13 protein-coding genes, 1 tRNA gene and 1 pseudogene are annotated in these 12,480 nt (G+C 72.7%); 8 read left to right on the top strand and 7 right to left on the bottom strand.

Annotated features, from left to right (window positions below; genetic code table 11):
• Positions 1 to 53: 53 nt before the first annotated feature.
• Complete coding sequence (locus AB0J93_RS00485; protein ID WP_363916679.1) at positions 54 to 1,349, top strand: glycosyltransferase 87 family protein; 1,296 nt, start codon at positions 54 to 56, stop codon at positions 1,347 to 1,349.
• A 484-nt stretch (positions 1,350 to 1,833) separates the two neighbouring features.
• Here AB0J93_RS00485 and AB0J93_RS00480 read toward each other — a convergent pair.
• The 3 genes and pseudogenes from AB0J93_RS00480 to AB0J93_RS00470 all read right to left on the bottom strand — a co-directional run.
• Positions 1,834 to 2,058, bottom strand: a pseudogene (locus AB0J93_RS00480) (hypothetical protein); the annotation flags it as partial.
• A 665-nt stretch (positions 2,059 to 2,723) separates the two neighbouring features.
• Entirely contained in the window at positions 2,724 to 3,485 is a 762-nt protein-coding gene (locus AB0J93_RS00475; protein WP_363916677.1) for a YcnI family protein, read from the bottom strand.
• Between the two features lie 13 nt (positions 3,486 to 3,498).
• Positions 3,499 to 5,163, bottom strand: a complete 1,665-nt coding sequence (locus tag AB0J93_RS00470; protein WP_363917646.1) for a copper resistance protein CopC — start codon at positions 5,161 to 5,163, stop codon at positions 3,499 to 3,501.
• A 305-nt stretch (positions 5,164 to 5,468) separates the two neighbouring features.
• Between AB0J93_RS00470 and AB0J93_RS00465 the strand changes: the two genes are divergently transcribed.
• The 4 genes from AB0J93_RS00465 to AB0J93_RS00450 are packed head-to-tail and all read left to right on the top strand — an operon-like array spanning position 5,469 to position 8,356.
• On the top strand, positions 5,469 to 6,026 hold the full coding sequence (locus AB0J93_RS00465; RefSeq protein WP_363917644.1) for a sigma-70 family RNA polymerase sigma factor: 558 nt from the start codon (positions 5,469 to 5,471) through the stop codon (positions 6,024 to 6,026).
• Positions 6,023 to 6,520, top strand: coding sequence for a MauE/DoxX family redox-associated membrane protein (locus AB0J93_RS00460; protein ID WP_363916675.1), 498 nt, complete (start codon positions 6,023 to 6,025; stop codon positions 6,518 to 6,520). The genes AB0J93_RS00465 and AB0J93_RS00460 overlap by 4 nt, the downstream gene beginning before the upstream one ends.
• Entirely contained in the window at positions 6,513 to 7,229 is a 717-nt protein-coding gene (locus AB0J93_RS00455; RefSeq protein ID WP_363916673.1) for a thioredoxin domain-containing protein, read from the top strand. Before AB0J93_RS00460 ends, AB0J93_RS00455 begins: the two co-directional genes overlap by 8 nt.
• Positions 7,226 to 8,356 carry a hypothetical protein gene (locus AB0J93_RS00450; protein WP_363916671.1) on the top strand — a complete coding sequence of 377 codons (1,131 nt, stop codon included), beginning with the start codon at positions 7,226 to 7,228 and terminating at the stop codon, positions 8,354 to 8,356. Before AB0J93_RS00455 ends, AB0J93_RS00450 begins: the two co-directional genes overlap by 4 nt.
• On the opposite strand, the gene AB0J93_RS00445 is transcribed toward AB0J93_RS00450, so the two are convergent.
• The 4 genes from AB0J93_RS00445 to AB0J93_RS00430 are packed head-to-tail and all read right to left on the bottom strand — an operon-like array spanning position 8,346 to position 10,999.
• Positions 8,346 to 9,116: an ABC transporter ATP-binding protein gene (locus tag AB0J93_RS00445; protein WP_363916669.1), complete on the bottom strand. Its 771-nt coding sequence runs from the start codon at positions 9,114 to 9,116 to the stop codon at positions 8,346 to 8,348. The two genes, AB0J93_RS00450 and AB0J93_RS00445, sit on opposite strands and share 11 nt — an antisense overlap.
• A 7-nt stretch (positions 9,117 to 9,123) precedes the next feature.
• Positions 9,124 to 9,894, bottom strand: coding sequence for a cobalt ECF transporter T component CbiQ (gene cbiQ, locus AB0J93_RS00440; RefSeq protein WP_363916667.1), 771 nt, complete (start codon positions 9,892 to 9,894; stop codon positions 9,124 to 9,126).
• Positions 9,895 to 9,899: 5 nt separating this feature from the next.
• Positions 9,900 to 10,286 carry a PDGLE domain-containing protein gene (locus tag AB0J93_RS00435; RefSeq protein ID WP_363916665.1) on the bottom strand — a complete coding sequence of 129 codons (387 nt, stop codon included), beginning with the start codon at positions 10,284 to 10,286 and terminating at the stop codon, positions 9,900 to 9,902.
• A complete protein-coding gene (locus AB0J93_RS00430; RefSeq protein WP_363916663.1) occupies positions 10,283 to 10,999 on the bottom strand; it encodes an energy-coupling factor ABC transporter permease in 717 nt (238 codons plus the stop codon). The genes AB0J93_RS00435 and AB0J93_RS00430 overlap by 4 nt, the downstream gene beginning before the upstream one ends.
• A 153-nt stretch (positions 11,000 to 11,152) precedes the next feature.
• On the opposite strand from AB0J93_RS00430, the gene bcp reads away from it, so the two are divergent.
• From bcp to AB0J93_RS00415, 3 genes are all read left to right on the top strand, one after another.
• Positions 11,153 to 11,629, top strand: a complete 477-nt coding sequence (bcp, locus tag AB0J93_RS00425; RefSeq protein ID WP_363916661.1) for a thioredoxin-dependent thiol peroxidase — start codon at positions 11,153 to 11,155, stop codon at positions 11,627 to 11,629.
• Between the two features lie 99 nt (positions 11,630 to 11,728).
• Positions 11,729 to 11,815 (top strand) — tRNA-Leu (locus AB0J93_RS00420).
• A 92-nt stretch (positions 11,816 to 11,907) separates the two neighbouring features.
• The gene (locus tag AB0J93_RS00415; protein WP_363916659.1) at positions 11,908 to 12,456 is read left to right on the top strand and encodes a GNAT family N-acetyltransferase; all 549 of its coding nucleotides are present in this window, start codon (positions 11,908 to 11,910) and stop codon (positions 12,454 to 12,456) included.
• The last annotated feature ends 24 nt before the right edge of the window (positions 12,457 to 12,480 follow it).

Here is a 12,480-nt window from a genome sequence, read left to right as displayed (position 1 = left end):
CCAACTCTCGTGGCTGCGCGCCGCCACGGTCACCGACCGCTAGGGTCTTCCCCGTGCCCGCCGAACCCGCCACACCACCCAGCGTCGACCTGGACGACCAGGGCAGCCGTACGGCCCGCCGGGTCGTGGGAGCGTTGGCGTTGGCGGCGGTGCTCCCGGCCCTCTACCTGCCGGGACGCACCCACAACTTCTTCGACCTGAAGATCTACATGGCGGCCATGGACTGGTGGGCCGCCGGCAACCCGCTGTACGACTACGTACAACCGGACCGGGTGCAGGGCGAGTTGTACTTCACCTATCCGCCCTTCGCCGCTCTGGTCCTGCTGCCGTTCTCCTGGTTGAAGCTGGGCGCCACGGTGACGATCTTCACCGGGCTGACCCTGCTCGGCGTGGTGGTCACCACGAAGTGGCTGCTCGACCCGGTGATCCGTCGCCACCGCCTGCCCCATCTGTTCACCCTCGTGGTGGGCGTGCTGATCGTGCTCGGCGTGGAGAGCACCCGGGAGACGATCACCTTCGGGCAGATCAACATGCTGCTGGTGTTGCTGATCCTGGCCGACCTGCTGTTCGCCGTACCCCGAGAAAGCCGCTGGGCCGGCGTGGGCGTCGGGTTGGCGGCGGCGCTCAAGCTGTTCCCGGCCATTTTCGTGATCTACCTGTTGGCCACCCGGCGGTGGCGGGCGGCGGTGGTGGCCGTGGCGACCGCGGCCGGGGCGACCCTGCTCGCCGCGGCGGTCGCGCCCGGTGATTCGTGGCGGTTCTGGACGCACGAGCTGTGGGCCACCGACCGGGTCGGCCGTACCGACTACACCGGCAACCAGTCACTGTTCGGACTGCTGAGCCGGCTCACCGCCCCGGAGGAGCCGAGCCGGCTGATCTGGGTGCTGCTGGTCGCGGTGGCCACCGGGTACGGGCTGTGGCGGGCGGTCCGGGCGTCGCAGGCCGGGGACGCGCTGACCGGCCTGACGCTGACCGGCCTGGTGGCGGCGCTGGTCAGCCCGATCACCTGGACCCACCACATCTACTGGTTCATCCCGGCGGTGATGATCCTGGCCGACGCGGCGTTGGACACCGATCCGCGCACGGTCGCGGGGGCACGCCGACGCCGCCGGCTGGTGATCCTCGCCGTCGCCGTCACCGCGATCATCGTGTACGGAGTGGTGTCCTTCTACGACTGGGGAATCACCCCATCGCCCACCGGCAGTCCGTGGGAGTTCCTGCTCCGCAACGCGTACGTGTGGCTCTGCCTCGTACTGCTGGTCGTCCTGCCGGTGCGTCCCGGCGCCCAGGTGCCGAGGCGACAGCGCGCAAAGTCGGACACTCTTCCCGAGGCACCCATTCATCGGTAATCTGGTCTCAGGGCTACCAAAGCCCCACGGACACCGATATCCCCCGGTGAAGGGCGGCCCTCCGCGTCGGCAGCACGGAGGGCCGCCCGCCCGCTCCCGCCAATCCCGCAGTCACGGCCACCCACCCCACCCCCACCCCTTCCTCGCCGATCTTGCAGTCACGGCCACCCACGCCACCCCCACCCCTTCCTCGCCGATCTTGCAGTTTTGGTCGTCGATACACCGCTTTTATCCCTTTCGTCGCGACCATAAGTGCAAGATCGGCGCGGGGGCGCGCGGGGGCGCGGGGCGCGCGGGGGCGCGTGGGTCAGGTTGGGGGGGCGGGTGGGCGGAGGGGGCGGGGCGGGGTGTATGGGTCGGGGAGTTCGGCGAGGGTGGCGGGGCGCGGGACGGGGCCGATCGCGGGGCGGCTCGTGGTGGCGGGAACCGTGGCGGCGACTGGGACGAGTTGACGCTCGGGCAGTCTGCGGGGGCCGGGCGGCGGCGGAGCACCCAGGCCGGTGAGCGAGCTGATCCCGAGTCGTCCGGCGAGCACCGGCACCTGGTCCGGCTCGACCACGAAGACAACTTCGCGCGGCCGGAGCGGCCGCAGCAGCACCAACGCGGCGAGGATCACCAGCAACGTGCCGCCGGTGAGTGAGCCCCAGGTGGCCGGGGTGATCCAGCCGGCCCGAAGCTCCGCGTCCAGGTCGAGGGTCACCCCCGCCCCACCGTCGGGTCGCATCAGCACCAGGCTCAGCCGCTGCCCGGCCAGGTCGCCGGGGTTCCACTCGAGCGTGCCGTAGCCGGCGCGTACCCAGAAGGTCTGCGCGGCGGGTGCGGCCGGGACGGTGGGCGGCGTCCCCGCCGCCGGGGTCACCTGCTCCAGCCGGACCGGCAGCGGCCCCCTGGCCAGCGACATCCGGAGGACCGCGGCGTGCGGCGCGCCGGCCAGCCACCGCTGCGCCTCCTCGGCCGGTGCCAGCCCGACGAAGGCCGGCCCGTCGGGGGTACGCGCGTCCAGCCGCACCCGGGCCTGCCCGCCCCGGGCGAACGGCACCTCCTGCCGTACCAGCGCGTCGAGGTCGGTCACCACCACCGCGTGACCCGGGGTCTGCACGGTCTCGAACCGGGCGGCGAACGCCCCGTCGGGGCCGGCGTGGCCGGTCAGCAGTCCGAGCGCGGCCGCACCGATCAGCGCGGCGGTGCCGACGGTCAGCAGCAGCATTCCGGTCAGCGTCCACACCAAACGCATGCGCCCTGTTCCCCTCTGTAGCCAGACACCCGGCCGACCTTACCTACGCCGACCCGCCAATCAGCGGATATCCACGGCACGGACGCCGAAAGCGGGCAGGCCCGCCGAGATCACCCGGCGGGCCTGTGACGCGGTGAGGTTCAGGAGGTCGTCGTCGACTCGTCGCCCGGGGTCGCTTCGCTGGAGCGCCGGGTGCGGGCGAAGGCCAGTCCACCGAGCACCAGGCCGCCGAGGCCGGCGAGCAGCCCGGCGACGCCGAGGCCCACCGCCAGACCGTTGCCGTCCTCGTCGTCGCTGTCGTCGGGTGCCGCCGCGGGCGCGTCGGCCGGTGCCGTCGTCGGCGTGTCGGAGCCGGCGGCGGCGAGGGTGAGCACCGGCGCCGGGGCGGCCGGTTCTTCGCCACCGGGCTGCGGCTCGTCGATCCAGCGCACCACGGCACCGTCGGAGTAGGTCTGCAACGCCTTGAAGATCATCTGGTCCACCTCGGGCAGCGGGCCCATGGAGATCGGAAACTCCTGGAAGGTGCCGGGTGCGATTGCGGCTCCCTCGCCGGCCGTCCAGGTGATCTTCGAGACCACCTCGGTGATCTCGCTGCCGTGCACCTGCACCGGCGGGTCGACCTGCCGCTTCTCCACGGCCACCGTCCAGCCGGGCACCGGCATGGTCGACACCGAGCCGACCGGCGCGTTCTCCGGCAGGAAGATCTCCAGCTTGGTGGTCGACGCGGCGTCGCTCTCGTTCGGTACCCGGAACGCGAGCCGGCCGTACCCGCCCTGGGTCGCCTCGCGCGGGTTGACCGTGACATGCGCCGACGCCGGGGCCACGAAGCCGAACACGGCCGTGGCGACGGCGCCGAGCGTCAGAGCGGCGGCGGTGGCGGCGAAGCGCCGGTGACGGAGCATCTATGGAACCTCTCTATCGGATGGGCACGGTGGCGGTCACCGTGGCCTGGTCGATCTCGGTGGTACGGGCGGTGACCCGCAGCTCCCATTCGCCCGCCGCGGGCAGGCTGATCTCGCCGGTGGCGTGGTTGTCGGTGAGCGGCAGCAGGGGCACCTGGATCGGCTCGATCCCGGCCGCCGGCAGGGCGACCGTGACCTGCCACTCGACGACCGGCAGGGGCTGGTTGTCCAGCGTGTACGCGTACAGGTGCACCGAGTTGTTGCCCCGGCGAGCCGGCGACACCTCGATCTGCATGGAGTAGAGCGAGCTGGTCGCCGTGGTGCTGAAGTACCCGCTGTCGGTGGCGGCCACATCGGTGGCCACGCTGCGGGCGGGTGTCGTCTGGACCAGGGTGGCCGACACCCCCAGCACGATCGCGGTGATCGCCAGCTCCGCCCAGATCGCCCGGCGTACCGGGGCCGGTCGGCTGGCCGCGACCCGGGTGCGTACCAGGTGACGGGAGTAGGCGGCCACCGCGATCACCAGGACGAAGAGCCCGATCTTGGCCAGCACCAGCCGGCCGTACGTGGTGTTCACCAGGGCCGCCGGGGTGGCCACCTCGATCAGCGCCTGGACGGTGCCGGCGAGCAGCAACGCGGAGACCGCCAGGGCCGCCCACCGTGACCAGATCGGCAGGATCGCCCCCAGTTCCCGCTCGTCGGCCCGGGGCAGCAGGAACACGGCGAGCATCACCAGGCCGCCCAGCCAGACGGCCATACCACCCAGGTGCACCGCGTCCACGAGCACCGACACCGCCGGGGCGGGCGAGGCGGCCGGGTGCCCGGCCATCGGCCAGGTGAGCAGCGCGCCCACCGCGAGCACGCCCAGGATCACCAGGTCCGGCCGGCCCACCGGGCCGGCCAGCAGCGGGCGCAGCAGCAACGCCACCGCGGCCAGCAGGCCGAGCCGGACCAGGTGAGCGGCGCCGAAGGCGCTGCCGAGCACCAGGCTCAGCCCGTCACCGGTGATGTCGAACAGTCCGCCGCCGTTGGTGTACGGCACCTGGAGCAGGACCGCCGCCACCGTGGCCAGCGCCACCAGCCCGAGACCGGTCCAGGCCAGCCGGGCCGGCCCGCGTCGGGACAGCCGGCGCGGCCAGAGCAGGGCGAGCACCAGCGCCGAGCCGATGACCAGCAGCAGTCCGGCGTAGCCGACGAACTTGGCGACCTTGACCGCGTTGCCGACCACCGGGTCGGCCCGGCCGTCGTCGCCGCTGTCCACCGGCGGCTCGGAGGGCGCGCCCACCGAGTAGGTGAACGCGCCGGAGACCGGGTGGCTGTCCGCGGAGATGACCCGGTAGGTGACCAGGTAGGTGCCGTTTCCGCGACCGGTGTCGACGGGGATGTTGACCACACTGCCGGCGAAGGTGGGCTCGCCCTGGTCCGCCCGGGACCCGTCCGGCGCGATCACCCGGATCCGGTCCGGCACTTTGCGTACCGTCTCGCTGAAGGTGAGCACCACCTCGGCCGGCGCGGCGGGTACCACGGCCGAGGCGGCCGGGCTGCTGCTGGACAGCACGGCGTGGGCGCTGGCCGGGCTGGCGGGGACGAGCAGCAGCGCCACGACGGCGACCAACAGGCCGGCGGTCGCGGCCAGCCGGGCGAACCGGCGGCGATGGGCGGCAGTCATGCCGCCCATGGTCGCCGACGACACCCGTCCCAGGCGAGCCACATTTATCGATTGATCCCGATTTTCCGTGATCGGGCGCGGGCGCGGGCGCGCGGGAACCGGACCGGACGTCATAGGCGGATAGTCGGTCACGACGCCGGAAAAGTTCCCGGAGTGGCGCACCCCATGGAAGGGCCGAAGGACTCTGCTGCTCGCCGTTGCGCCGCGTAACCTAAATTGTCGTGATCCCCGCCCCGCGCGACACCCCCACCACCGCCGACACCGGTACCGTCGGCACGGACCGCGCCGCCGGCCGACCCCGGCGACCTGCCCGGATGTCGCCGCACGGGGAGCCGGACCCGACCGTCGACCCGACCACCCGGTGGGCGCTCGCCGCCCGGGACGGCGACCCGGTCGCCCAGGCCGCGTTCGTCCGCGCCACCCAGGCCGAGGTGTGGCGGTTCGCCGCGGCGCTCATCGATCCGGACAGCGCCGACGATCTCACCCAGGAGACCTACCTGCGGGCCTTCCGCGCGCTGCCCGCCTTCGCCGGCCGGTCCAGCGCGCGCACCTGGTTGCTCGGCATCGCCCGGCGGACCTGCGCCGACCACCTGCGCACCGTGGTGCGGCGGCGGCGACTCGATCAACGTCTCACCGCCCACGCGCACACCGACGTGCCGCACCCCGACCCGGCCGGCCAGCTCGGCGCGACGGACCTGGTCCGCCGGCTGGCCGCCGAACGGCGCGGGGCCTTCGTGCTGACCCAGTTGCTCGGCCTGTCGTACGCCGAGGCCGCCGCGGTGGAGGGGGTGCCGGTCGGCACCATCCGCTCCCGGGTGGCGCGGGCCCGGGCCGAACTGGTCGACGCGGTCGGCGAGGCGTTGGCCGGATGAACACCAAACTGCGCACCTGGCGCCCCTGGCTCGGTCTCGCCGTCCGGCTCGGCCTGGCCGTCGTGTGGCTGTGGGCTGGCTGGTCGAAGGTCGGCGACCTGGCTGCCTCCGGTCGTGCGGTGAACGCCTACCAGGTGCTGCCGTACGACGTGGCGATGGTGGTCGGCGCGGCGCTGCCCTTCGTCGAGCTGGCGTTGGGCCTGTTGCTGCTGCTCGGGCTGGCCACCAGGCTGGCCGCCGGAGTCTCCGCGGCCCTGCTGCTGGTCTTCATCGCGGGCATCGTCTCGGCCTGGTCGCGCGGGCTGGCCATCGACTGCGGCTGTTTCGGGGTGGGCGGCGAACTGCCGGCCGGGGAGAGCCCCAGCTATCTCCCGGAGATCCTCCGGGACATCGGCTTCCTGGCGTTGGCCGGGTTCCTGCTGATCTGGCCCCGTACCGCCGTCTCCGCCGACGGCGCGCTGACGGGCGAACCGGTGGAGGACGACAATGAGTAGTCGCAAGGGGCGCAAGGACGCGGCCCGGGTGGTCCGGGAGCAGTTGGCTCGGGAGCGGCGCCGCAAACGGACCCTGTGGATCTCCCTGGGCGCGGTGCTGGTGCTGGTCATCGCCGGCCTGATCGGCTGGAGCGTCTGGTCCAGTCAGGAGTCCGACGAGTTCACCGCGCCGCCGGGCGCCAACGACGCGGGCACCGGCGTCGTGGTCGGATCCGGGCCGGTGACCGTCGACATCTACGAGGACTACCTCTGCCCGGCCTGCAAGCAGTTCGAGCAGACCAGCGGTGCCACCATCGAGCAGTTGGTCGCCGACGGCAAGGTGCGGGTGGTGTACCACCCGGTGGCCTACCTCAACCGTTACTCCAGCACCGAGTACTCGACCCGGTCCTCGGCCGCGTCCGGCTGCGCCGCCGAAGGTGGCAGGTTCACCGAGTTCAGCAAGGCGCTGTTCGAACGGCAGCCACCGGAGGGCGGTGCCGGGCTCAGCAACGACGAGTTGATCGACATCGGGGTCGAGGTGGGGCTGGACCGCGACGCGTTCGGCAGTTGCGTCCGGGACGGGAAGTACCAGCCGTGGACGGAGCATGTCACCGCCGAGGCGAGCCGCGCCAACGTCACCGGTACGCCGACCATCCTGGTCGACGGGGAGCCGGTGCGGGAGTGGACGCCGGAGAACATCACCGCAGCGGTGGAGGCGGCCGGCCGGTGACCCTGCTCACCCGGGCCGGGCTGCTGCTCGCCGCCACGGTCACCGCGACCCTCGCGACCGCCGCCCCCGCCCTCGCCCATGGCGCGGATGCGCCGAACGGCACGGACTACCGGGTGGCCGTCACCGACGTCGGCCGCCCGGACCTGCGGGTACGGGTCGTCGAGGCGGGTGCCCGGCTGGAACTGACAAACACCGGCGACACCCCGGTCGAGGTGATCGGCTACTCGGGCGAGCCGTACCTGCGGGTCGGACCCGACGGCGTCTACGAGAACTCCCGCTCGCCCGCGACCTACCTCAACCGCACGATCGTCGGCGACACCGCCCTGCCGGCCGACGCCGACCCGGCTGCCGAGCCGCGCTGGCGTCGCGTCGACGGCGGGACGACGGCCCGTTGGCACGACCAGCGGGCCCTGTGGCGCGAGCCGGGACCGCCCGCCCAGGTCCGCGCGGCGCCCGACCGCGAGCACCGGGTACGCGACTGGGTGGTACCGCTACGCGACGCGGACGGGCCGCTGGAGATCCGCGGCACCCTGGACTGGGTACCGCCGCCGGACGCGTACACCTGGTGGGTGGTGGCGACCGTCGGTGCGCTGGCGGTCGGTGCGCTCGGGGTGCTGCCGGCGGCCTCCGGCCCCGGCCGGCGGGCGCTTGTCGCCCTCGGCGGGCTGCTGATCGTCGGCGGGATCGCGGCTGTCGCGCTCGCCCTCGGGCGGACCCTGGACGCCGGGTCACAGGGTCTCGGCGGCGTGCTGACGGGCCTGCTTACCGGTCCGGTCTGGGCGCTGCTGACCGGACTGGGTGCCATCGCCGCCGGAGCGCGCACGGTGCGCGGCGGAGGTGGACCCGCCGCGACGGGTGCGCGGACGTCCGCCGGGACCGGGCGGCAGGCGTCGGCCTTCCGCTCCGACGTCGACTTCGTGGTGGCGCTGGCCGGCGTCTGCCTGGCCCTGTTCGCCGGGGTGACGAACGCCGCGGGGTTCGCCCGGGCCGTGCTGCCGGTGCCGTGGCCGCCCACGGTCGCCCGGACACTTGTCGTCCTCGTCCTGGTGGCCGGCGCCGGTGCGCTGGCCGCCGCGTTGCTGCGCCTGCACGCCGCCGCCCGCCACGCGCCGGCCGCTACTCGCTGATCGGCCTGCGCCCCGGGGTGGGACGGAACGGGTAGGGCAGTTCGAGGCGGTGCCGGGCGAGCAGTTCCTCGTCGTCCAGTAGGACGGCTGTCGGCCCGTCGGCCACGATCCGCCCGCCATCGAGGATGACCGAGCGGTCGCAGAGTTCGAACGCGTACGGCAGGTCGTGGGTGACCATCAGCAGGGTCACCGGCAGGGTACGCAGGATGCCGGCCAGCTCCCGCCGTGCTGCCGGGTCGAGGTTTGACGACGGCTCGTCGAGTACCAGGATCTCCGGCCGCATCGCGAGCACGGTGGCCACCGCCACCCTGCGACGCTGCCCGAAGGAGAGATGGTGCGGGGTCCGGTCGCGGTGCTCGGACATGCCCACCGCGGCCAGCGCCTCGTCCACCCGGGCGGCCAGTTCCGGCCCGCGCAGCCCGAGGTTGGCGGGCCCGAACGCCACATCCTCGGCCACGGTGGGCAGAAAGAGCTGGTCGTCGGGATCCTGGAAGACGATGCCCACCCGGCGGCGGATCTCCGCCAGCGTCGCCCGGTCCGGGCCGACGGTCAGCCCACCGACCGCGATGTGGCCCTCGGTGGGCGTCAGGATGCCGTTGAGGTGCAGCACCAGCGTGGTCTTGCCGGCTCCGTTGGGGCCGAGCAGCGCGACCCGCTCGCCGCGCGCCACGGTCAGGTCGACGCCGTGCAGCGCGACATGGCCGTCGGGATAGGCGTACCGGACGCCACGGACGTCCAGGCTGGGCGGAGTGGGCTGCACGCTTCGATCATGTCAGGACGGCGGCGGTGGCGGCGACGGTGCCCGCCAGGACCGGTACGGTGGCCGCGATCAGCCACTGCCCGGTCGTCGCCGCCGCGGTGTCCTGCCACACCGTCGGCATCCGGCCGGAGTAGCCGCGCGACAGCATCGCCAGGTAGACCCGCTCGCCGCGCTCGAAGGCGCGCAGGAACAGCGCCCCGATGCCGGCGGCGAAGCCACGCAGCTGCCACACGAAGCGCGGGTCGTCGCCCCGGGAGATCCGGGCCAGACGCATCCGCCGGGCCTCGCCGACAAGCACGTCGAGGTAGCGCAGCATGAAGGTGGCGATCTGGGTGAGGATCTGCGGGCAGCGCAGCCGGTCCAGCCCCACGATCAGGTCACGGGTGCTGGTGGTCGCCGCCAGCAGCAGCGACGCCCACACGCCGAGGGTGCCCTTGGCGATGATGTTCCATGCGCCGTAGAGACCGTCGACCGACAGGTGCAGCCCGGCCACGTCGACCCGCTCGCCCGCGCCGAGGAACGGCAGGGCGAAGGCGAAGAGCACGAACGGCAGCTCGATTGTCGACCGCAACAGCAGCCAACGCGCGTTCACCCGGGCCAGCGCCGCGACGACCGCGACCAGCAGGGCGTACGCGCCGAAGGCCCAGAGCGCCTCGCGGGGGGTGGCGACCACGGCGATGGTGAACGCCACCATCGCCGCGATCTTGGCCTCCGGCGGTAGCCGGTGCACCGGGGAGTCGCCCGCCCGGTACAGCACGTGGGCGTGACCTGCCCCCACCTCGGCTACCCGCCGCTCGTAGCGGCCGGGTCGGTGCGCTCCGGCCCGGTCGCGTGCTCCGCCCCCGGCTGCCGGCGGCGGACCAGCCAGAAGGCACCGCCGGCCACCGCGAAGGTCAGCAGTACGCCCAGCACGCCGGAGAGCCCGGTGGAGAGGAAATCGTTGTCGATACCCGCGATGCCGTAGTCGGCAAGCGGTCCGCCGATCTCGTGTTCCTGCTCCTGCTGCGCCGGGCAACTGCCGCCGGTGATCTCGTCGTCGGCGTTGAATGTGCAGCCCTCGCGCAGCGACGAGTCCAGCCCGTCCGGATGCGACGAGGCGAAGTTGCTGACCACACCGGCCAGCAGCAGGGCGACGAGGAGTCCACCGACGATGAAACCCCACTTCCTCACCGGACACCTCCGACGGTCGGCACGGTCACCGGAGCGGCCGGTTTCAGGGCGCGCAGCGCGTACACCAGGTCGGGGCGGACCTTCGCCACGGTGACCACGGTGGTGGCCGTGATCAGCCCTTCGCCGACGCCGATGAACAGGTGGGACACGGCCATGGTGCCGGCCAGGCCGGCCAGGTTGCCGCCGAGATCGGTGGTGCCGCCGAGCTGGTACTGCAACACGAAGCCCATCGCCGCGACGACCACGCTGACCAGCGCGGAGACGAAGGCGGTGACCGCCAACCCGGCCGGGGTGCGGGGCAGTAGCCGAAGCAGCAGCGCGATCAGCAGGTACGCCACGGCGATGCCGATCACGGCCATGTTGGTGATGTTGAGGCCGAGCATGGCCACGCCGCCGTCACCGAAGACGAGGGCCTGCACCACAAGCACCACCGCGACGCAGAGCGCGCCGACCCAGGGCCCGACAAGCATGGCGGCGAGCGCACCGCCGAGCAGGTGGCCGCTGACCCCGGCGGAGAAGATCGGAAAGTTGAGCATCTGCACGGCGAAGATGAACGCGGCGACCAGGCCGGCCATCGGCGCCAGCCGGTCGTCCAGGTCCTGCCGGCCACGCATCACGCAGTACGCCATCGCCGCCAGCGCGATCACCGCGAAGACCGCGGCGACCGGGCCGTTGATGATGCCGTTGGAGATGTGCATCGCCAGGGTTTCCACGTGACCTCCCACGCGCCGGCGGACCCGTGCCCGCCAGCAGGGGTGAGCGTATTTCCCGTACCATGCTGTTGCCAATACCTGGCAACAGTGCCGTACGCCTCGCTGCCGTGCCGTGCCGGCCGGAGCGACGCCACCCGACGGTAGGGTCGTGCCATGACCGCACCCGCCCGCCTCTCCCCCGGTGACCCGGCGCCCGGGTTCAGCCTGCCCACCGACACCGGCGGGCAGCTCGCCCTGACCGACCTGCGCGGTCGCAAGATCGTGCTGTACGCCTACCCCGCCGCGATGACTCCCGGCTGCACCAAGCAGGCCTGCGACTTCCGCGACTCGTTGGCCTCGTTGCAGGCCGCCGGATACGAGGTGGTGGGCATCTCACCGGACAAGCCGGAGAAGCTGGCGAAGTTCCGCGAGCGCGACGCGATCACCTTTCCGCTGGTCGCCGACACCGACAAGACCGTGCTGACCGCCTACGGCGCGTACGGCGAGAAGCAGATGTACGGCCGCACCGTCACCGGGGTGATCCGGTCCACCTTCGTCATCGACGAGGAGGGCCGGATCGAGCGGGCGCTCTACAACGTCAAGGCCACCGGCCACGTCGCCAAGCTGCGCCGCGACCTCGGCCTGGACTGAATCGTCGTACCGGTCGGCGCGACACGCGTCGGGCCGGTGGTGACGGAGGGAGGGCCGGGCTCGACACGGCCAGGTGTCGCTCTAGAATCACTCAGGCCGGCGGGAGTGGCGGAATCGGCAGACGCGATAGGTTTAGGTCCTATTGTCCGAAAGGATGTGGGGGTTCAAGTCCCCCCTCCCGCACCACTGGACGCTCCCCCGACAAGAGGGATCACAGCGCTGTCAGGCTCGTCACCATCGCGGGTGGCGAGTACGACTTGCGGGTCAGGATGACGGGCGTGAGTCTGCGCTTCGTCCTCGACCCGGACCTGACCGCTGAGCTGCGCGAACGGATCGTCGCGCTCTGGGTCGACGTGACAAACGCCGGCGGCGCGGTCGGCTTCGTGGCACCGGTCACCGCCGACCAGGTCCGCACCATCGCCGACCCGACGCTGGCCGACATCGCGGATGGGCCGGACCGGTTGCTGCTGGGCTACGACGGCGACCGGCTGGTCGCCATGGCGATCTTCACCGATCCCCGGTTCCACCTGAAGCCGCACCTGCGGGTGCTCACCCGGGTGATGGTGCATCCGGACACGCAGGGGCGTGGTTTCGGCGAGGCGCTGATGCGCGAGGCCGAACGGGTGGCTCGCCGCCTCGGGCTGGCGGCGCTGCACGTCACCGTGCGCGACGGGTTCGGGCTCGACCGTTTTTACCGGCGGCTCGGGTACCGGGAGGTCGGCCGTTGGCCCGCCGCGATCCGGGTCGCCCCCGGCGACGACCGCGACGAGATCCTGATGTGGCTCGGCGTGACGGAAGACCGGCAGGATCAAGGCACGAGCGGCTGACCGGCCCCGGCGGACAGCTCCGGC

It is taken from the genome of Micromonospora sp. NPDC049374 (assembly GCF_040677165.1).
Taxonomy (GTDB): domain Bacteria; phylum Actinomycetota; class Actinomycetes; order Mycobacteriales; family Micromonosporaceae; genus Micromonospora.
This window is presented reverse-complemented; position numbering and strand designations above follow the sequence as displayed.